The organism is Arthrobacter sp. TmtSoilC79, from assembly GCF_059739405.1.
Genome location: NZ_AP046051.1, coordinates 3844048 through 3865008 on the forward strand (window position 1 = coordinate 3844048; position 20961 = coordinate 3865008).

Genomic DNA, 20961 nt, shown 5'->3' on the forward strand with positions numbered 1-20961 from the left:
TCGTGGGAGAGGCCCTCCCCGTTTCGGGGGTTCCCTGCTGAGAGTGCCGAGCGAACGGCACGGCTGGCAGGGAACCATCGAATTGGGGAGCTTGGCAAAGGCTGTTTTGCGCTGGACGCCACGTTCTGCGTATCCTTGGTGGGCTAGCAATAGCAAAGGGAGACGTGCCAGAGCGGCCGAATGGGCTTCACTGCTAATGAAGTGTGGGGCACAACTCCACCGGGGGTTCAAATCCCCCCGTCTCCGCGAATTGGTCCCGGTTTTTCGAAACCGGGACCTTTTGCGTTTAAGCGTGCTTCCTCCGGCCGAAATCCGGAGGTATAGCCGACGTGCATGAATTCCGGATGCGCAAAGGGCAGGAGCTCAGCCGCGCTTCACTCTGCCGCCGGGCTTAGCTCCCCCGCTGTGCTTTGCTGGTTTTGCCTCTTCCGGTTTTGACGCCGCCACTGACCTCAGCCCCCGCATGGCGGTGCAGGGTGAGGCTGTCCACGGTGCTGATCAGCATCAAGGCAGCCATGGCCACGAAAGCACCCTTGTACGCCGCCACCTGGTCCGGGCCGAAGGCATCAGTGGCCTCGAACAAGCGCAGGAACAAAGCGCCCACCGCAATCCCGGCCGCGGCCGCCAACTGGACAAGCGTTGCCGAGATGGCGTTGGCGGAGGGCAACTGCCCGGGAACGATGTCCGCGTACTGAACCGAGGCGTAGGCAGAGAAACCGATGGAACGGAAGGCGCCGCTGAACAGCAACAGGGCGAAAATGAGGGGCTCTGGTGTCTGGGCGTCAAGGAAAGCGCACAGGGCAAACGTCACAGCCGAGGCGAACGAGGCGAAGACCAGCACCGGTTTGAACCCAAAACGCCTGATCAAAGGCGTAGTCGCCGGCTTGATTCCTATGTTGCCAACAAACACGGCCGCCACCATCACTCCTGCTTTCAGGGGATCCCAGCCAAACCCGTCCTGGAACATCAACGGCAACAGGAATGGGACGGAGCTGATGGTGAGCCTGTAAATAAACCCACCCGTGGAGGTAGCCCTGAAGGTCCGGGTGCCAAAGACGCCGAGGTTGAACAGGGGTACCTTCGCTTTCCCCATCCACCAGACTGCGCCTGCAAGGGACAGGACCCCCGCGAAGACCACTCCTGCGGCAAGGAGGTTGGATGCATGCCCACCCAAAGTCTCCAGGCCCACCACCAACGCACCTACGCCCAGGGTCGTCAGGAGGAGTCCGAACCAGTCCAAACGCCGTTTCCCGTCAAGCTGGGTCCGCGGTACCAGCCTCAGGGCGGCGATGAAAGCAGCCAGGCCGAGTGGAACGTTGATGATGAAGATCCAGTGCCAAGACAGGAAGGTAGTCAGTGCCCCGCCCACCATCGGCGCCAAGACAGGTGCAAGGAGCCCCGGCCACACGAGGTAGGCGGTGGCGCGCAGAAGCTCGGACTTGGGTGTGCCCCGAAGCACCACCAGGGTGCCCACGGGTACCATCATGGCTCCGCCCATCCCCTGGGCTACCCGGCTGAGGGTGAGCATGGTCAGGTCGGTGCTGATCGCGCAGAGCAGGGAGGCAATGGTGAAGACCGAAATTGCGAGACAGAAGATCCTACGGGCACCAAAACGCTCCGCCAGCCAACTGCTCAAGGGGATGCCCATGGCCACCGTCACCAGGTACGCGGTCATGGTGATATTGATGTCGGCCGGCGCTACCCGGAAATCGGAGGCGATGCTGGGAATGGCCGTGGTGAGGATGGTCCCGTCCAGGAACTCCATGAAAAACGTCGCAGCCACCAGCAGTGCCAGGCGCGGCCGCCACGTCGTATGTTCGGTGGCGTCGACGTCGGTATCGCTCGGGTTTGCGCTCATGGCTCCGGTCCGGGTTCTGGCGTAGGCCTGCGACGGGCAGCAGGCTGTTTGCTCGATCCTATAGATGCAGCGTGGGAGCGATCACAACATGACGTAGTTCTACCGGTGAGCGACCAGTGCACCACTCTGTTTGGGCGGCACTACCCGGGATGGGTCGGCACTACCCGGCTTGGGCCAGCGCGAGCGGCAGCACCGCGCCCACTCCGGCCTGGCGCAACGCTCTGGCCGAGACCGTCATGGTCCAGCGGCTGTCAATGAGGTCATCGACCAACAGCACGGGTTGGCCACCGAGACCTGCCAAAGCCTGGGCGAGGTCCGGTCCGACCTGGAGCCTGTCCCACACCCCTGCCAAGCGGTAAGCACTGTTGCCGCCACGTGCGCCGGTGGGCCCGCCATGCTGGGGTTGGAGCTGCCCGAGGTACGGCATCCGCCCGATGCCCGCTATTCCTTGAGCCAGGGATTCGACCAACTGCGGCTTACTTCGTGAAGGAATGCTGACAACTGCCGCCGGACGTCCGGCTCCGCTCCACGGGGTTCCGCCCTCCGCTCCGGACCATTCGCGAAGGACCTGGACACACGCTTGCAGCATGGCAGGGTCAACGGGCCGATCAGGGGCACCGGCAGCAAACAACTCCCGCAATGCTCCACCCCAGCCAAGGTCGGTGAGCCTGGCCAGAATCCGCCCCTCGGCCACGCTTTCGTCCGGCTTGATCTTTCCCTTGACCGGTACTCCGAGACGGTCCATGCCACTTGGCCACTGCAGCCGTGGTTCCAACGCTATTCCTGCACGGCGCAGGGTTTGCCCGGCGGCGTCGGATGCCGAGGCCGCGACGTCCACGGGGAACCACCGGCCGGCGCAGTTGTCACAGCGCCCACAAGCGGCAGCCGTTTCGTCGTCCAGCACCGAGGTGATGTATTCCATGCGGCATCCCGCGGTGTCCTGGTAGATCACCATGGAATCCTGCTCATCCACCCGGGCCTCGGCGATACGGGCGTAGCGCTCGGCGTCGTAGTTCCACGGCAAGCCTGTGGAACGCCATCCTCCGCCAACGCGTTCCACAGCCCCATCTACCGCCAGGACCTTGAGGAGGAGTTCCAAAGGCGTACGGCGAAGGTCCACCCTGGCTTCCAGCGCCACCGTTGACAGGGCCGAACCGGCTTCACCGAGGACTGCCAGTACGGCGTTCGCCTTCTCGGCGGACGGCATGGATGCCGTGGCGAAATATTGCCAGATCTCACGGTCCTCGGAGCCGGGAAGCAGCAGGACATCGGCGTTGGCCGCCCCACGTCCTGCACGGCCAACCTGCTGGTAATAGGCAACTGGCGACGATGGCGCGCCAAGGTGGATGACGAAGCCCAGGTCCGGCTTGTCGAAGCCCATTCCCAGGGCGGAGGTGGCCACGAGGGCCTTCACCTGGTTGTCCTTGAGGAGCTGTTCGGCACGCTCCCTGTCTGCTGGGTCCGTCCTGCCAGTGTAGGAAAGGACATTGTGTCCGGCTTCAGCAAGGAGCCTGGCAGTATCCTCGGCCGCCGAGACCGTGAGTGTGTAGATAATCCCGCTCCCGGGCATGTCCGCAAGGTGGGTCAACAACCAACCAAGCCGGTCCCGGGAATCGGGCAGTGTCAGCACTCCGAGCCGCAGCGATTCACGGCCCAGCGCACCACGGATGGTCAGCACGCCCTCGCCAAGTTGCTCTTCGATATCGTGGACCACCCTGGAGTTGGCCGTAGCGGTGGTTGCCAGGACAGGCACGGATGGCGGCAGCTGGGCTATGAGGTCTGCGATGCGGCGGTAGTCCGGGCGGAAATCGTGTCCCCAGTCCGATATGCAGTGGGCTTCATCGATGACCAGCAGACCGGTACGCCGGATGAGCTCCGGAAGCTGGTTCTCCCTGAAGGAAGGGTTGGTCAGCCGTTCGGGCGAGACCAGGAGAACGTCAACCTCGTCAGCGGCCAACTGGGCCAGTACGGTATCCCACTCCAAGGCATTTGCGGAGTTGATGGCAACAGCCCGCACTCCAGCCCGGGCGGCTGCGGCGACCTGGTCACGCATGAGCGCCAGCAGGGGCGAAACAATCAGGGTAGGGCCCGCTCCACGCTTTCGCAGCAACAAGGATGCAACGAAGTAGACAGCGGACTTTCCCCACCCCGTGCGCTGGACCACCAAGGCCCTGCGCCCGGCATCAACCAACGCTTCAATGGCCTCATATTGGCCATCATGGAACCGGGCTTCGGGGTGCCCCACCAACTCCCGCAGGCAGGCCAATGCTTGCTGCTGGGTGGGTGATTGCACGGAAACTGCAGTGTTTTGGGGTTCGTTGGCCATCACCCCAGTATTCCAGCCGGCCCTGACAGCCATCACCCGCAGACCCCGCTATGTGGACAACAATTATCCACAAGGAAGGTCCGTGCGTGCCTGCCCGTTTGCGTTGCCACAGTAGGATTGAGCGCGTGACTAGCGAGCAGAACAAGACATTCGACCTCTCGGCCTCCTTCAAGGCGTATGACGTCCGTGGGATCGTGGGTGAATCCATTACGGCTGAAATCGTCGAGGCCGTCGGTGCTGCCTTCATCGACGTCCTCGGACTTGAAGGCCAGACGGTCCTGGTCGGTGGCGACATGCGTCCGTCCTCCCCCGAGTTCAGCCAGGCATTCGCCAACGGTGCGGCCACGCGTGGCGCTGATGTCCTTTTGCTGGACCTTATTTCCACCGATGAGCTGTACTACGCGTGCGGCGCCTTGAACGCAGCAGGGGCAACGTTCACCGCCAGCCACAACCCTGCCGAGTACAACGGCATCAAAATGGCCAAGGCCGGCGCCCAACCCATTTCCTCGGAGTCCGGCCTGAAGGAAATCCAGGCCCTGGCCGAGCAATACCTGAACTCAGGCACCATCCCGGACGCGGGCACCCGCGGTGAAATCGGCGTGCGCGATGTCTTGAAGGATTACTCGGAATACCTGCGCCAGTTGGTGGATCTCTCCGGTTCCCGTCCACTGAAAATGGTGGTGGACGCCGGCAACGGCATGGCCGGACTGACCACTCCCGCAGTCCTCGGCGACAAACTGCTCCCCGCCCTGCCGTTCGAGATCGTCCCGCTCTACTTCGAGTTGGACGGCTCCTTCCCCAACCACCCGGCCAACCCCTTGGAACCGGAAAACCTCCGGGACCTGCAGGCCGCCGTCATCAAACACGGCGCGGACATTGGCCTGGCGTTCGACGGCGACGCTGACCGCTGCTTTGTGATCGATGAGAAGGGTGAGTCCGTCTCCCCGTCTGCGATCACCGGAATGGTGGCCCGCCGGGAAATTGCCCGTGCACAAGCTGCGGGCGAAGAAACCCCTGTGATCATTCACAATTTGCTCACCTCCAAGGCCGTGCCCGAGCTTGTCGCCAAGGATGGCGGCCGTGCGGTACGGACCCGCGTGGGTCACTCCTTCATCAAAGCGGTCATGGCCGAGGAAGGTGCGGTCTTCGGCGGAGAGCACTCCGCCCACTTTTATTTCCGCGATTTCTGGAACGCTGACACCGGCATGCTTGCCGCCATGCACGTCCTGGCCGCCCTCGGCGAGCAGGACGGTCCGCTGTCCGAATTGGGCCGCCAGTACGAGCCCTACGTATCCTCCGGCGAGATCAACTCGGAGATCGAGGACAAAGCAGGCGCCGTGGAACGCGTTCGCGTCGACTTTGAAACCGAGGACGTCGAGATCGACCACATGGACGGCAGCACCTTCACGGCCAAGGATGGCAGCTGGTGGTTCAACCTGCGCCCATCCAACACCGAGCCCTTCCTCCGACTGAACGCAGAAGCCAAGGACCAGCCCACCATGGAGAAGATCCGCGACCGCGTCCTCGCACTGGTCCGGGCGTAGGTCTGTCATGAACCACCAGTCCACCAACGAGGGCGTCCCGGAGGAATCAGACCAGGATCGCGAACTCCGCGAAACCCTGGGCACTGCTTTGGGAACCGCCCAGGAGCACATCCAGCAAAATGGCGGCTTTTTCCCGTTCGGAATCACGATGTCCAATGATGGTGAACTCCGGATAGTGATGATTGCCCCCGGCGAGCCGGATGAAAACGGCGACGTCGATGCCGGCCAAATGCTGAATGATGTTCATGACCTGCTGCGCCAGGGCCGGGATGATTTCCGGGCCATAGCCGTGGTCAGTGACGTCAGCCTGCCCGACCATGGGTCAGACGGCATTCACGGCGCAGCCGAGCACCGGAACGGCGACGTCCTGGCGGCTATCATTCCCTACTCTCCTACCGCCGACGGTTTTGCCTTCAGCGCAATGGAACCTGATACACACGAGCCATCCATCTGGGTGGACTAGACCCTGACCGTTAGCCGGACCCTAGCCGGAAGTTGATGCCATGAAAATCAACGCGTTTGCAGATGTCAGCCTCCGGGCCATCATGGTGTTGGCCGCCGCTCCAGAAGGTGTGCTCCTGACCACCCAAGCGGTGGCAGACGCCGTGGGAACACCGTACAACCATGTCAGCAAAGCGATGGTCCGCTTGCGCGCACTGGGCTACATTGACGTTGAACGGGGACGCCTGGGCGGTTCCAGACTGAATGAAACCGGACGCAAGGCTACCGTTGGCGAAGTCTTGCGTCATTTGGACAGCAGGCAGGACCCGGCAGAGTGCCAATCCCCCACCAAGAGTTGTCCGCTCATCACGGAATGCGGCCTGCGCCACGCGATGAACCGGGCCAGGGAAGCCTTCTACCGCGAGTTGGACACCGTGGTCATTGCTTCGCTTCCCCACGCCCGCCAGATGAATCCGGTGTTCCATTCCATTGGGCTGCGTCCGGAATTCAGGTTGCCGGCTACCCAGCCTTAGGGCTCCCCAAAGCGCCTATCAGGGACCTCCCTCCCAGTTTGCACATCACTTCTACGAGGTGTAGAAATTGAGGTATCAATATAAGCATTTCAAATGCTTATATATTTTGGCCGGCAAGCCCTGCCCCTAACACCCAGGAGAACCATGCTCTCGGAAAAGTCCCGCCCCATCATCGAAGCAACCCTTCCCTTGGTGGGCTCACGGATCGGCGCGATCACCGTGGACTTCTACCAGCGGCTTTTCTCGGCGCACCCCCAGCTGCTTGACGGCCTCTTCAGCCGTTCCAACCAGCGTTCAGGTGACCAGCAACGGGCACTGGCCGGAAGCATCGCAGCTTTCGCCACCCACCTGGTCAACAACCCAGGCACCCTTCCGGAGAAAGTCCTGTCCAGGATCGCGCACAAGCATGCCTCCCTCGGAATCACCGAAGAGCAGTATGACGTGGTCTACGAGCACTTGTTCGCCGCGATCGCCGCAGACCTGGCAGAGGTCATCACGCCCGGGATCGCTGAGGCCTGGACTGAGGTCTATTGGCTCATGGCTGACGCGCTGATCAAGCTGGAAAAGGACCTCTACGCCTCGCAGGCAAACAGCAAAATGTGGATGCCCTGGCGTGTTACGGCCAAGGAACCGGCAGGCACCGACGCCATGACCTTCACTCTGGAACCGGCCGATGACACCCCGGTCACCCCTGCGGTTCCCGGTCAGTACATCAGCGTCAAGGTCCGCCTCAGTGACGGGCTCCGTCAGGTGCGCCAGTATTCGCTGTCCGGCGACTCGGGCACCAGCCGGACCTTCACTACCAAACTGAACGACGGCGGTGAGGTATCCACGGCCCTGCACGCCGGCGTCGAACCTGGCGACATTCTGGAAATCTCCAACCCTTACGGCGAAATCACCCTCAAAGAGGGAGCGGGACCGGTCATTCTCGCCTCGGCAGGCATCGGTTGCACCCCGACGGCGTCCATCCTGCGTTCACTCGCCGAGGCTGGAACGGACCGGCAGGTCCTGGTCCTCCACGCCGAGAAGGCCATGGACAACTGGGCACTCAGCGGGCAAATGACGGCAGACGCCGCGGCAATCGACGCAGACCTGAAACTTTGGCTGGAAACTCCGTATGCCGCGGCCACGCAGGGTTTCATGTCACTGCGGGAAGTTGACGTCCCTGCCGATGCCTCGTTGTACCTCTGCGGACCGCTTCCCTTCATGAAGAAGATCCGCGACGAAGCCATTGAGGCTGGAATTCCGGCCACGCGGATCCACTACGAGGTCTTTGGCCCGGACGTTTGGCTCGCCAACTAGGTCTGGCTCGCAAGCACACTGGCCAGGGATCGGAAACGACGGCGGCCCGCCACCTTCCAACGGAAGGTGACGGGCCGTCGTCGTTCACTTAAGAACGCCGTTGTTCCTAAGAGGTCTAGCCCAGACGGGTCTTGAGACCGTCCAGTTCGGACTGAAGCGCCGCCGGGAGGGACTCGCCAAAGTTGGCGAACCATTCCTCGATGGACGCCAGCTCGGTTGCCCATTCCTCCGGGTCCACACGCACAGCCGACTCAACCTCAGCCGGTGTCATGTCCAGGCCCTCGAGGTCGATTGATTCGCCGGTCGGAACAAAGCCGATCGGGGTCTCAATGGCGTCGGCCTTGCCTTCAAGGCGCTCGATGGCCCACTTGAGCACACGGGCGTTGTCCCCGAAGCCAGGCCAGGCGAAGCCGCCTTCAGCCGTGCGGCGGAACCAGTTGACCAGGAAGATCTTGGGCAGGCGCTCGGGGTTTGCCTTCGCGGACAGGTTTACCCAGTGGTTCAGGTAGTCCCCTGCGTCGTAGCCGATGAACGGCAGCATGGCCATGGGATCGCGGCGGACCACGCCTACGGCACCAGCGGCAGCAGCGGTGGTTTCGGAGGACAGGGTGGAACCCATGAAGATGCCGTTTGACCAGTCGCGGGCTTCGGTGACCAGCGGGATGGTGGTCTTGCGTCGGCCGCCGAACAGGATCGCGGAGAGCTCCACGCCTTCCGGGCTGAAGTATTCCTCTGCCAGCATGTCGATCTGGTCGATCGGCGTGCAGAAACGGGAGTTCGGGTGGGCCGCCGGGGAGTCGGAGTCCGGAGTCCAGGACTCACCACGCCAGTCGGTCAGGTGTGCCGGAGTTTCCTCCGTCATGCCTTCCCACCACACGCCACCGTCGTCGGTCAGCGCCACGTTGGTGAAGATGCTGTTGCCCTTGGCAATAGCGCGCATGGCGTTGGGGTTGGTGCCCCAGCCGGTGCCCGGCGCAACGCCGAACAGGCCTGCCTCGGGGTTGACGGCGCGGAGTTCGCCTTCCTTGCCGAAGCGCATCCAGGTGATGTCATCGCCAAGGGTCTCAACTTTCCAGCCCTTGATGGTGGGGTCGAGCAGCGCGAGGTTGGTCTTGCCGCAGGCGGAGGGGAAGGCTGCAGAAACGTAGTACGTCTTCTGCTCCGGGGAGGTCAGCTTGAGGATGAGCATGTGCTCGGCCAGCCAACCTTCATCGCGGGCCATGACCGAAGCGATGCGCAGTGCGTAGCACTTCTTGCCCAGGAGGGCGTTTCCGCCGTAGCCGGAGCCGAAGGACCAGATGGAGCGCTCTTCGGGGAAGTGCACAATCCATTTGTCCGTGTTGCAGGGCCACGCGACATCAGCCTGGCCGGCTTCCAGGGGTGCGCCCAGCGAGTGGAGGGCGGGGACAAAGAAAGCGTCGGTCTGGGTGATGCGGTCCAGGACGTCGGTTCCAATGCGGGCCATGATGCGCATGGAGGCGACAACGTAGGCGGAGTCGGTGATCTCGACGCCAAACTTGGGATCTTCTGCATCAAGGTGGCCCATGACGAACGGAATGACGTACATGGTGCGCCCACGCATGGAGCCGGCGAACAGGCCGCGCAGCTTCTGCTTCATCTCGGCCGGGGCCATCCAGTTGTTGGTGAAGCCTGCGTCGCGTTCGTTCTCGGAGCAGATGAAGGTCTGCTCTTCCACACGGGCGACGTCGGCCGGGTCCGAGAACGCCGCGAAGGAGTTCGGGAACGTTTCCGGGTTGAGCCTCTTCAGTGTGCCGGCCTCAACCAGCTCGTCCGTGAGTTTCTTGTTTTCTGCTTCGCTGCCATCGACCCAGTGGATGCGGTCCGGCTGAGTCAGCTCGGCAACTTCCTCAACCCAGGCCAGCAGGCGTGCATGCGTAGTAGGTGCCTTCTCAAGCAGCGGCAGTCGCGCCAGATCGCCCATTGCGGTTCCCTTCCTCGGGTTCAGTGGTGTGTCCTAAACGATAGGGGCCGCGGACCAGACCAATCCGCTGTCAGACATCGGACATCCAAAGCCTTCAAAAGCAAAAACCGCTAGAAATAAGGGGTTGGCATCCCAGACGAGTGAATTTAAGTGACTAAGGTCACGTAGACCGGTCTAGTTGCGCAGATTACAGCTTTTCGATTTGGAACTTCTCATGAACTTCTGTAAAGTTTATTGAGGTTCGAGGGGGTCAGAGAAACAGACCGCCGAGAATCACACGAAATGCGCCCATAGCTCAGCTGGATAGAGCGTCTGTCTACGGAACAGAAGGTCAGGGGTTCGAATCCCTTTGGGCGCACAAATGAAGACCCGCACCGGTTCGCCGGTGCGGGTCTTTTTTCATGCCCGGCGAGCCCAATTACGTAACAGCAGATGCTCTATTGAGCGCTCATAACGACATGTGCTGTTACTTGGTTGGGTGGGCGCGGCGGCAGGTGACCCGCGCTCAGAACGGAAAGGGCCGCCGTCGTACTTTTCAAGAAGTACGACGGCGGCCCTTGCGTTAAGTGCCGAACGCTTAGTCGGCGACGGCCTCGCTGATCCGGCGGCGGATCCCATCGAAGTGGCGGTTGAGCAGCTCGGAGGCCAGGACCTTGTCCCCCGAGGCTACGGCGGCATAAATTCCCCGATGCATCGCGGCAGTCTTCACCAAGTCCTCGTTGCCCGGGCCGATTTCCACGTGGATCTTCCGGTAGACCTTCCAGAAGACGCCCATGAGGTTGATCAGGAGTTCGTTGTTAAGGGGTTCGAAGAGCCGGCGATGGAACTCGGCGTCCGCAGCAACAAAGTTTTCGCCGGCAGCGGCGAGCTCTTCCATCTGCTTCACGGCTTCTTCGATGGAAGCGAGCTGCTCCTTGGTCATGACGTCAATGGAGGATCCAATCAGGCCGGACTCCAACGCCTGGCGGACATCCACCAACTGCAGGGCCTCCAAGCCCTGGTGCCGCAACGACAGCCGGCCGCGGAATGTCAGGCCATCGGCAAGGGCGTCGAAGTTGCTCGGTGCAACGAACATGCCAAAGCCGTGCCGGATTTCGATGACGCCCAAGGCCTGGAGTACTTTGAGCGACTCTCGCAGGGTATTGCGCCCCACTCCCAGCGCGCCGGAAAGCTCGCTTTCGGTTGGCAATGGATCGCCTGCCTCGAGCTCGCGCTCAAGGATCAATTCCATAATGTCCGACTGCAGGGCGCGCAGCCGGGCCTGTGCACTGAACCGCGCCTGCGGAACCACACCGGAAGTTGTCATGGCTTTCTCCTTGCCGATGCACCTGCTTCGATAACCCGGCGGAGACCGGTCCTTATGCATGTGCGGTGTTAATATTGAGGCGAGCCTAGTGCCCACCCAAGAATGAGTGACTCGCAACATACAATATCGGATGTCCCACCTCCGGCATAGCTATGTACGGTGAAATCGCTGGGATTTCCCGCCAGGACCGGCCGCAGCCGGCACACCGTCAGCGCGCGACGGCACCTCAAACGCTCCTTCTCACTTGACGTTCCCTTGTGACCGCCCTTACAGTTTCCATACGAGCATCGGACGTCCTACATCCGATAACCCACGAAACGCGATTGGTGAGGCACCCTATGAGCAAGACGATCCAAAGCCTGCCGCTGGTCAACGACGCCAGCCGCCGGAACTTCCTGAAGATAAGCGGCGCAGTTGGTGCAGCAGCCGCCTTCACGGCAACACTCTCTGCGTGCGGCGGCGCTGCCAGCACCACAACCGGAACCGCTGCCAACACTGCCGCAGTCAACAAGGACCTCACCATTGAGGCCGGCATCTCCTACGCCTTGTCCACCGGTTTCGATCCCCTGAGTTCCTCGGGTGCCACCCCGATGGCAGCAAACCTGCACATCTTCGAAGGCCTGATTGAGCTCCACCCGGCCACACGCCAGCCCTACAACGCCTTGGCTGCCACGGATCCCAAGAAGGTCAACGACACCACTTACCAGGTAACCATTCGCGATGGGGCCAAGTTCCATGACGGCTCCCCCGTCACCACCGAGGATGTCGCGTTCTCCTTCACCCGCGTGATGGATCCGGCCAACAAGTCCTTGTTCTCCCAGTTCATCCCCTTCATCCAGGACGTCAAGCCACTGGATGCAAAGACGGTGGAGTTCACCCTGAAGTACGCCTTCCCCGGTTTCGGCCCCCGCATCTCCGTGGTGAAGATTGTGCCCAAGGCACTCGCTACGGACCTGAAGGCCTTTGACGCTTCACCCATCGGCTCCGGTCCCTACAAACTGGTCTCCGCCGTCAAGGACGACAAGATCGTCTTCGAAGCTTTCGCCGACTACAACGGCCCCAAGCCCGCACTGGCCAAGGGCATGACCTGGCTGCTGCTTTCAGATGCAGCAGCCCGCGTCACCGCTGTACAGTCCGGCCGGGTCCAGGCAATCGAAGACGTTCCCTATCTGGATGTCGACGGGCTGAAGTCCAAGGTCAAGGTGGAATCGGTCCAGTCCTTCGGCCTGTTGTTCCTCATGTTCAACTGTGCAAAGGCACCGTTCGACAACAAGCTTGTCCGCCAGGCCCTGCACTACGGCCTGGACAAGGAAGCCATCATCAAGAAAGCACTGTTCGGCAACGCAAAAGCCGCTACTTCCTACTTCCAGGAAGGCCACCCGGACTACGTCAAGGCCAAGAACGTTTACGGCTTCGATACCTCCAAGGCTGAGGAACTGCTGAAGCAGGCCGGCGTTACCAGCCTCGAGTTCGAGCTCCTCACCACGGACACCGCCTGGGTCAAGGACGTTGCACCCCTGATCCTCGAATCCTGGAACAAGATCCCGGGCGTCAAGGTCACCGTCAAGAGCCTTCAGTCCGGAGCCTTGTACAGCGACCGTGTTGGCAAGGGCGATTACTCGGTTGTCGCAGCCCCCGGCGATCCGTCCGTGTTTGGCAATGATGCAGACCTCCTCCTGAGCTGGTTCTACTCAGGTGCAACCTGGATGGACAAGCGTGCCTTCTGGACAACCCCCGAACGCGCCAAGCTGCAGGAACTCATGAACAAGGGCTCCCAGGCTTCGGGCGAAGAGGCGAAGAAGATCGTTGGCGAAATCGTGGACATGGTCTCGGACGAAGTCCCCCTGTACCCGATCTTCCACCGCCAGCTGCCCAGCGCCTGGGACGAGAAGAAGCTCAACGGCTTCAAGCCGCTGCCCACCACCGGCTTGTCCTTCGTCGACGTCGGACGAACCGCCTAAGCACCCTTCGAGTTGCGGGGCCCGCTCTGCGGCGTAAATCCCCCGAATAACCCGCAGAGCGGGCCCCGCAACCAGCAGCACCCCAACCAACCGGAGAACAAATTGGTCACGATATTGCGTTTGCTTGGCCGCAGACTCGCAGCACTGCCATTGATGATCCTGGGCATTACGTTGCTCGTCTTCCTCGTCCTGCAGGCCGCTCCCGGCGATCAGGCAAGCTCCGCCCTCGGCGACGGCGCCAGCGAAGAAGCGAAGCAACAGTACCGCCAGGACAATGGCCTGAACGATCCCCTGGTCCTGCAGTACTTCCGCTTCCTCGGAAAGCTCCTGCAGTTCGACCTCGGCGTTACCACCCCGCCGGCAAAGTCGGTGGCCTCCATGATCGGCTCGGCCTTCCCCCTGACGCTGCAGCTCACGTTCCTGGGTGTCCTGATCGCGATCGTGCTCTCGCTCGCGTTCGGCATCCTCGGCGCCCTCTACCGCGACAAGTGGCAGGACCAGTTGGTCCGTGTCTTCTCCATCGCCGCGATCGCCACGCCATCGTTCTGGCTGGGCATCCTGCTCATCCAGTGGTTCGCGCTCGGTGAGAACCCGATGTTCCCCTCAGGCGGAATTGCGACGCCGGAATCCGGCTTCGGCGGTTGGCTCAACTCCATGGCCCTCCCGGCGCTTGCGCTCGGCATCCCTGTCTCGGCGTCGCTGATCCGTGTGGTCCGTACCTCCATGGTGGAAGAACTGGACCGCGACTACGTCCGCACCGCCATCGGCAACGGTGTCCCCTACCGCGAGGTTGTCTCCAAGAACGTCCTCCGCAACGCACTCGTCACCCCGGTGACCGTACTGGGACTGCGCGTGGGCTACCTGCTGGGCGGCGCCGTCGTGATTGAAATGATTTTCGCCCTCCCTGGCATGGGCCAGCTGATCCTCAACGGCATCACCAACCTGGACGTCAACCTGGTCCAGGGCGTGGTGCTCACCATCTCGGTCACCTTCGTTCTGGTGAACATCGTGGTGGACCTTCTCTACCTGCTCATCAACCCCCGAATCAGGACGGTATAGCTCATGCGCAGCAAGCTCGCAGAACGGCTGAGTGCCCCGGGCATTCGCTTCAAAGCCCTGCCCTGGGGTTCCCGTATCGCCCTGCTCTTCCTCATCGTGATTGTCCTGGCGGCCATTTTCGCCCCGGTCATTGCCCCGCACGATCCCTTGGAGACCTTCATCCCGGCCACACCGCCGGGCGCTGAACACTTCTTCGGCACCGACCGTTTGGGCCGGGATATCTTCTCCCGCCTCCTTTTCGGCGCACAGTCGTCGTTGATGATCGGCCTCGGCGCCGTGGCTTTGGCCATCCTGGCCGGCGCGCTCCTTGGCTCCTTCGCCGCAACGTCCAGCAAGTCCGTGAACGAAATCATCATGCGGCTCATGGACATCCTCATGGCATTCCCCGGCATCGCGCTGGCTGCCGTGCTGCTGGCGGCGTTCGGCAACTCGGTGCCCACCATCATCATCGCGATTGCCATCATCTACACACCCCAGCTGGCCCGCGTGGTCCGCGCCAACGTGCTGGCACAGTACGGCGAAGACTACGTCCGCGCCGAGCGCGTGATCGGTGCAGGCCGTTTCTACATCCTGGTCAAGCACATCGTCCGCAACACCGCCGCTCCGGTGCTGGTGTTCGCTACCGTGATGGTTGCCGACGCCATCATCCTCGAAGCCTCACTCTCCTTCCTGGGTGCCGGAGTGCAGGACCCCGCGCCGTCATGGGGCAACGTGATTTCCTACGGCCGCAACTTGGTCCTTTCCGGTGGCTGGTGGGCAACCACCTTCGCGGGCCTGACCATCCTGTTGACCGTGCTGTCACTGAATATCCTGGCCGAGGGCCTCACCGACGCCATGGTCAACCCGAAGCTGCGCCGCGCCCCGGCGGTGAAGGACGACGACGGCGCGTCAGCCGCCGTTGCTGTCGACGCCGAAGTGGCAACCTCCGTGGCCCAGCCCTCCGTAGTGGAGGAACACGAGCTCGACGGCGTCCGTGCCGCTTCCGGCGACACCGTCACCTCGGATGCAGGCACCTCAGCCGTCCTCACCGACGTGAAGGTGGCCGCCGCCAACCCGCACCTCCTCCTGGACCGTGAACTGGAACTGTTGGCCGCCATCGAAGCCAAACGCACCGACAGGCTCCCGCAGGTTTCCCCTGGCGCCCGCAACGTCCTTGAGGTGAAGAACCTGTCCATTCGCTTCCCGGGCCGTTTCGGCGAAATTGCGATCGTGGACAACGTCTCCTTTACAGTCCGCGAAGGCGAAACCATGGGTCTGGTGGGCGAGTCAGGTTGTGGCAAGTCGATCACCTCTCTGGCTGTCATGGGCCTGCTGCCCAAGACAGCCCAGGTCACCGGATCCATCACGTTCGATGGCAAGGAACTCCTGGACTCCAGCACCAAGCACAGCAGTCCCAAGGCCTATGAGGGCCTCCGCGGCGAGCAGATTGCCATGGTCTACCAGGATGCGTTGAGCTCCCTGAACCCGTCCATGAAGATCAAGGACCAGATGGAGCAACTCACCAAGCGTGGCGGCCGCAAGACTCCGGCAGAGCTGCTGGAGATGGTGAAACTGGATCCCGTCCGGACCCTCGCCAGCTACCCGCACGAGCTCTCCGGTGGGCAGCGCCAACGTGTGTTGATCGCCATGGCCCTCTCCCGCTCGCCCAGGATTGTGGTGGCCGATGAGCCCACCACTGCGTTGGACGTCACAGTCCAGAAGCAGGTGGTGGACCTCCTCAACGAACTCCGGGAGCAGCTCGGATTCGCCATGGTATTCGTCAGCCACGACCTCGCCCTGGTGGCTTCCCTCGCCCACCGGATCACCGTGATGTACGCCGGCCAGGTAGTGGAATCCGCACAGGCATCCGAGCTCCTGCAGAACCCCAAGCATGAGTACACCCGCGGCTTGCTCGGCGCTGTGCTCTCCATCGAGGCCGACGCCGTCCGGCTCCATCAGATCCCCGGCACGGTTCCCTCGCCCCGGGACTTCGCCACGGGCGACCGCTTCGCGGCCCGCTCGCTGAGGCCCGACGCCGATCCCCACCAGCCACTGGTCCTCACCAAGGTTTCTTCGGTTGACACCGTCAACGGCGGCGATGCCGACCACTACTGGGCAAGCCACTTGAAGGAGGACGCGAAATGAGCCTCTCAATCCAGCAAGACCCTAAGCCGGTCATCGAACTCAAGGACGTCAAGGTCTACCACCGCGCACGGACCGGTGGGCTGTTCCGTCCGAACATCGTCAAAGCCGTGGACGGCGTGGACTTCACCATCAGCCGTGGCGAAACCGTGGGCATCGTGGGTGAGTCCGGCTGCGGCAAGTCCACGCTCGCTTCAGTGCTTGTGGGACTCCAGCCGCCGACGTCGGGCGAGGTCTTGTTCCACGGAAAGCCAGCCATCAAGCGGAACGCGGCAATGCGCAAGGAATTCGGACGCTCGGTTTCGGTGGTGTTCCAGGACCCGGCAACAGCATTGAACCCGCGTATGACCATCCAGGACATCCTCACCGATCCCCTGCAGATCCACGGCATCGGCAACGCCGCCTCCCGCGCTGCCAAGGTCAAGGAACTGTTGGCGCTGGTTGGCTTGCCGGAATCGGCAGCCGAGGTGACGCCGTCGCAGGTCTCTGGTGGTCAACGCCAGCGTGTGGCGATCGCCCGCGCACTCGCGTTGGACCCGGACATCATCGTGGCGGACGAGCCGACGTCGGCCCTGGACGTCTCGGTCCGCGCGCAGGTCCTGAACCTGCTGTCCGACCTGAAGAAGCAGCTGAACCTGGGCATGGTTTTCATTTCCCATGACATCCAGACCGTCCGCTATGTCTCGGACCGCATCTGCGTCATGTACTTCGGCAAGATCGTGGAGCAAGGCACAGCCAGCCAAGTCTTCGACAACCCGAGCAACGACTACACCAAGAAGCTGCTGGGCGCCGCGCCGAGCCTGCTCCACATCTAGTTTTTCCCTTCACAAGCTACAAACAACGGAGAATTCTGTGTCCACTCAGTTCCAGGGCGTCATCCCCCCGGTCATCACCCCCCGCCACGCCGACGGCAGCATCGACACCGCGTCGCTGAAGAACGTCACCAAACACCTGATCGACGGCGGTGTGTCCGGACTTTTCGTCCTCGGCTCCTCCGGCGAAGTGCCCTACCTGACCAACGACGAGCGTGAGCTGGTGGTCTCCACCATCGCCGATGCCAACGCAGGAGCCGTCCCCCTGATCGTGGGGGCCAACGAGCAAACCACACACCGCGTGATCGAAGAAGCGCGGAAGGTAGTGGACCTCGGCGCCGACGCGATCGTTGTCACGTCCATGTACTACGCGATCGGCAATGCCGCGGAAACCGAGACCCACTTCCGCGGCATCCACGCCGCCATCGACAAGCCGATCTTCGCTTACGACGTCCCGGTCCGCACACACTTCAAGCTGCCCACCGACCTCTTGGTCCGCCTCGGCCGCGATGGAGTCATTGCCGGCGTCAAGGACTCCTCCGGGGACGACGTCTCCTTCCGCCAGCTCCTGCTCGCGGCGAAAGACATCCCCAACTTCTACATCTTCACAGGCCACGAAGTAGTAGTGGACGGCGCCCTCCTGGGCGGCGCGCAGGGCGTTGTTCCAGGCCTTGGCAACGTTGATCCGGCCGGTTACCGTCGGCTGTTCGACGCCGCCCAGGCCGGTGACTGGACTCTTGCTGCAAGGGAACAGGACCGCTTGGCCGATGTCTTCGAGATCGTTTACACCCCCAACGGCCGTGTCTCCGGAGGTGCTGCAGGCTTGGGCGCGTTCAAGACCGCTTTGCAGGTGATGGGCGTCATCGAGTCCAACACCATGAGCTCGCCGATGCTGTCTTTGAATGATGCTGAGACCGCCGCGATTCGCGAAATCCTGGAGCGGAACGGGCTGGTCTAGGTTTCAATGACCGCTCCCCTGACCCAAGCCGCCCACGTGATCGGCGTTGACCTCGGTGGCACCAAGACAGCCGCCGGGGTTGTCTCCCCTTCCGGCGACGTGCTCATCTCGGAGACCATTCCGACGTTGAACGGGGCCGGTGGCGAAGCCATCCTCGACGCCACCGCTGCGCTGATCACGGGCTTGGCGGAGCGCGCTGCCGACGCCGGAATTTCGGTTTCCGGCGTCGGCGTCGGCTCCGCGGGGGTTATTGACGCTTCTTCCGGGGTTGTTGTGTCAGCGACCGACGCGATTCATGGCTGGGCCGGGACTGCACTTGTCTCCGGGCTGTGTTCCCGGCTTGCCCTGCCGGGCGCCGCGGTGCGGGCCGTCAACGATGTCCATGCGCACGCCCTGGGTGAAGCCTGGCTGGGCGCGGCCGCTGGTTCCTCCAGCTCGCTCATGGTGGCGTTCGGTACGGGCGTAGGCGGCAGCTTTGTGGTGGACGGCGCTCCCGTTTTGGGGCACCGGTTTGTGGGCGGGCATGTTGGACATTTCGCTTCCCCTTACGCCTGCGCTGACGGTGCTCCCTTGCCGTGCGTCTGCGGTGCTTCCGGGCACGTCGAGGCCATTGCTTCCGGCCCTGCCTTGTATCAGGCCTACCTTCGCTTTGGCGGTTCGTCCCTGGACGCAGCCGACACGCGGGGCGTGTTTTCACTGGCGGCTTCGGCCTCAGACACGCACGACGACGGTGCTGCCGCAGCGTCCGCGGACAGCCGGGCCGCCGCTTTGCGTGCCATCGAGGTTGGCGCAGCAGCGGCAGGACAGGCCGTGGGCGGACTTATCAACATCCTTGATCCCGAAACCGTGGTGGTCTCCGGTGGTTTGGCCGATGCCGGCGACCCCTGGTGGAAGCCCATGGAGTCTGCCCTGCGTTTGGAACTACTTGCACCCCTGGCTGCGGTGCCCGTCATCCGGGCAACCCTTGGCAACACCGCTGCCATTGTTGGCGCCGCGAAACTCGTCCTTGAAATAAGGGAAACATCATGATCCTCACGCCCGAAGGCCTCGAAGCCCTCCGTTCCCAGCTGATCGTCTCTTGCCAGGCGTACCCCGGAGAGCCCATGCGCGATCCCCGGACCACGGCGCAAGTGGCGGCATCAGCGGTCATCGGCGGCGCGGCGGCGATCCGCGTCCAAGGGTTGGCCGACGTACAGTTCACGCGCACCGCCGTCGAGGTCCCTGTTATTGGCCTTTGGAAAGACGGTCACGACGGCGTTTTCATCACCCCGACGCTTCGGCATGCCTTTGCCGTTGCGAACGCCGGGGCCCATGTTGTTGCGATTGATGGAACCCGGCGTCCCCGGCCGGATGGGCTGTCCCTATCCGATACCGTGGCGGGTATCCACGCAGAATCACACGCGCTGGTCATGGCAGATTGTGGCTCGTTTGACGATGCCGTGGCAGCCGTCGAGGCCGGGGCTGACTTGATCGGCACCACGTTGTCCGGCTACACCGGCGAGCGCCCCAAGACGGACGGCCCGGATGTGGAGCTGTTGGAGCAGATTGCTTCTGCTGGGTTGGACAAGCCGCTCATCGCTGAGGGCCGGATCCACACCCCTGCCCACGCACGGCAAGCCCTGGACGCCGGAGCGTTCGCGGTGGTGGTTGGTACAGCGATCACCCACCCGGCGAGCATCACGGGCTGGTTCAAGGGTGCGATGCAGGCTTAACCCCTCGCGTTGCCCCTCGCGTTGCCCCTCGCGTTGCCCCTCGCGTTGCGGGGCCCGCTCTGCGCCCTAAAAGGCATGCGAAGCCCGCAAAGCAGGCCTCACAACGGGGCGTCAGGCTGGATCGTGGTCGCCACGGGCCTCTCCTGCGCGCGCGAGTACTGGGACCATCCGCCGACGAACAGCTTGCCCTGGCCCATTCCAAGCTGTTCCATCACCAGCAGGTTGTGGCAGGCCGTCACTCCGGAACCGCAGTAGGAGATGATGTTCTGCGCGGACTCGACGCCGGCGCGTTCAAAGTTGGCGCGAATCTGAAGCTCGGGAAGCAGCTGTCCCGAGGGGTCAAGGTTTCCACGGCAAGGGACATTCACGGCGCCGGGTATGTGCCCCGGACGAGGGTCCACAGGATCCTGACGCCCTTCAAAGCGGTCGGTGTTTCTCGCATCCAATCTCAGGTACGCGGTGGAAGAAGCCTCGGAGATGTCCGCCAGCAGGTGCGCCGGCCACGCGCGGGATGAGAAGTTTCCCTTCGGTCGGGACGAGGATTCCGTGCTGAGGCCGCCCGGATAAGCGGCTATGCCCCCGTTAAGGATGGCGGCTTTGTGCCCCGTGGACCGGAGCATCCAGACGAGCCTGGCGGCAATGACTCCCCCGGCGTCGTCATAGACAACCACCGTGTCAGCATCGCTGATGCCCGCATCCCGCATGCCTTGGGCAAAGACCTCGGGATCAGGCAACGGGTTTCTCCCGGCCCCAGGAGACGCAGGGCCGGACAACCACTGATCCAAGTCGATGAAAACGGCCCCGGGAAGATGGCCGCTCTCGTAGGCGTCCTTCCCTGAAGATCCATCGAGGTACCACCGGGAATCTGCGAGAACAAACGTCCCAGGGTTGGCCGCGCACCAGCTCCAGTCTACGAAAGGCTTCAGTTCTTCTTCCATGCACAGCAGCCTAGGCAGGAAATCCATATTTTGAGATATGTATCCCAATATATGGACAGAGGCGAGTTGCGAGGCCCACTCTGCACCCTCCAACGTACGCAAACCCTGCACACCGGGCCTCTCAACACACCACCCACACTTGCCAGGC

Annotated in this window: 16 protein-coding genes and 2 tRNA genes; 13 read left to right on the forward strand and 5 right to left on the reverse strand. The window is 62.7% G+C overall.

Features of this window, described 5'->3' with window-relative positions; genetic code table 11:
- Nucleotides 1-158 precede the first annotated feature (158 nt).
- A tRNA-Ser gene (locus tag AC6JA3_RS17585) sits at nt 159-246 on the forward strand.
- 145 nt (nt 247-391) lie between these two features.
- Here AC6JA3_RS17585 and AC6JA3_RS17590 read toward each other — a convergent pair.
- Entirely contained in the window at nt 392-1858 is a 1467-nt protein-coding gene (locus tag AC6JA3_RS17590; protein WP_347781861.1) for an MFS transporter, read from the reverse strand.
- 160 nt (nt 1859-2018) lie between these two features.
- A complete protein-coding gene (locus tag AC6JA3_RS17595) occupies nt 2019-4184 on the reverse strand; it encodes a RecQ family ATP-dependent DNA helicase (RefSeq protein WP_026542198.1) in 2166 nt (721 codons plus the stop codon).
- Nucleotides 4185-4309: 125 nt separating this feature from the next.
- Between AC6JA3_RS17595 and AC6JA3_RS17600 the strand changes: the two genes are divergently transcribed.
- The 4 genes from AC6JA3_RS17600 (at nt 4310) to AC6JA3_RS17615 (ending at nt 8004) form a co-directional block, all read left to right on the forward strand.
- Nucleotides 4310-5728 carry a phosphomannomutase/phosphoglucomutase gene (locus tag AC6JA3_RS17600; RefSeq protein ID WP_347781862.1) on the forward strand — a complete coding sequence of 473 codons (1419 nt, stop codon included), beginning with the start codon at nt 4310-4312 and terminating at the stop codon, nt 5726-5728.
- 7 nt (nt 5729-5735) lie between these two features.
- Nucleotides 5736-6191, forward strand: a complete 456-nt coding sequence (locus tag AC6JA3_RS17605) for a hypothetical protein (RefSeq protein WP_026542200.1) — start codon at nt 5736-5738, stop codon at nt 6189-6191.
- Between the two features lie 40 nt (nt 6192-6231).
- Nucleotides 6232-6702 carry an RrF2 family transcriptional regulator gene (locus tag AC6JA3_RS17610; protein WP_026542201.1) on the forward strand — a complete coding sequence of 157 codons (471 nt, stop codon included), beginning with the start codon at nt 6232-6234 and terminating at the stop codon, nt 6700-6702.
- Nucleotides 6703-6846: 144 nt separating this feature from the next.
- Nucleotides 6847-8004, forward strand: a complete 1158-nt coding sequence (locus AC6JA3_RS17615) for a globin domain-containing protein (protein ID WP_347781863.1) — start codon at nt 6847-6849, stop codon at nt 8002-8004.
- A 115-nt stretch (nt 8005-8119) separates the two neighbouring features.
- On the opposite strand, the gene AC6JA3_RS17620 is transcribed toward AC6JA3_RS17615, so the two are convergent.
- Nucleotides 8120-9946, reverse strand: a complete 1827-nt coding sequence (locus tag AC6JA3_RS17620; RefSeq protein WP_026542203.1) for a phosphoenolpyruvate carboxykinase (GTP) — start codon at nt 9944-9946, stop codon at nt 8120-8122.
- 284 nt (nt 9947-10230) lie between these two features.
- On the opposite strand from AC6JA3_RS17620, the gene AC6JA3_RS17625 reads away from it, so the two are divergent.
- A tRNA-Arg gene (locus AC6JA3_RS17625) sits at nt 10231-10304 on the forward strand.
- A gap of 219 nt (nt 10305-10523) precedes the next feature.
- Here AC6JA3_RS17625 and AC6JA3_RS17630 read toward each other — a convergent pair.
- The gene (locus tag AC6JA3_RS17630; RefSeq protein WP_026547684.1) at nt 10524-11252 is read right to left on the reverse strand and encodes a FadR/GntR family transcriptional regulator; all 729 of its coding nucleotides are present in this window, start codon (nt 11250-11252) and stop codon (nt 10524-10526) included.
- 338 nt (nt 11253-11590) lie between these two features.
- On the opposite strand from AC6JA3_RS17630, the gene AC6JA3_RS17635 reads away from it, so the two are divergent.
- The 7 genes from AC6JA3_RS17635 (at nt 11591) to AC6JA3_RS17665 (ending at nt 19875) form a co-directional block, all read left to right on the forward strand.
- Entirely contained in the window at nt 11591-13213 is a 1623-nt protein-coding gene (locus AC6JA3_RS17635; protein ID WP_026542205.1) for an ABC transporter substrate-binding protein, read from the forward strand.
- Nucleotides 13214-13315: 102 nt separating this feature from the next.
- Nucleotides 13316-14272, forward strand: a complete 957-nt coding sequence (locus AC6JA3_RS17640) for an ABC transporter permease (RefSeq protein WP_024819607.1) — start codon at nt 13316-13318, stop codon at nt 14270-14272.
- Between the two features lie 3 nt (nt 14273-14275).
- Nucleotides 14276-16396, forward strand: coding sequence for a dipeptide/oligopeptide/nickel ABC transporter permease/ATP-binding protein (locus AC6JA3_RS17645; RefSeq protein ID WP_497920413.1), 2121 nt, complete (start codon nt 14276-14278; stop codon nt 16394-16396).
- Nucleotides 16393-17208 (forward strand): ABC transporter ATP-binding protein, encoded by an 816-nt coding sequence (locus tag AC6JA3_RS17650; protein ID WP_026542208.1) that lies wholly within the window; start codon nt 16393-16395, stop codon nt 17206-17208. The genes AC6JA3_RS17645 and AC6JA3_RS17650 overlap by 4 nt, the downstream gene beginning before the upstream one ends.
- A gap of 37 nt (nt 17209-17245) precedes the next feature.
- Nucleotides 17246-18163, forward strand: a complete 918-nt coding sequence (locus tag AC6JA3_RS17655; RefSeq protein ID WP_497920414.1) for a dihydrodipicolinate synthase family protein — start codon at nt 17246-17248, stop codon at nt 18161-18163.
- A 6-nt stretch (nt 18164-18169) separates the two neighbouring features.
- Entirely contained in the window at nt 18170-19192 is a 1023-nt protein-coding gene (locus AC6JA3_RS17660) for an ROK family protein (protein ID WP_497920415.1), read from the forward strand.
- Entirely contained in the window at nt 19189-19875 is a 687-nt protein-coding gene (locus AC6JA3_RS17665; RefSeq protein WP_497920417.1) for an N-acetylmannosamine-6-phosphate 2-epimerase, read from the forward strand. The genes AC6JA3_RS17660 and AC6JA3_RS17665 overlap by 4 nt, the downstream gene beginning before the upstream one ends.
- Nucleotides 19876-19973: 98 nt before the next feature.
- On the opposite strand, the gene AC6JA3_RS17670 is transcribed toward AC6JA3_RS17665, so the two are convergent.
- Entirely contained in the window at nt 19974-20813 is an 840-nt protein-coding gene (locus AC6JA3_RS17670; protein ID WP_347781866.1) for a sulfurtransferase, read from the reverse strand.
- Between the last annotated feature and the right edge of the window lie 148 nt (nt 20814-20961).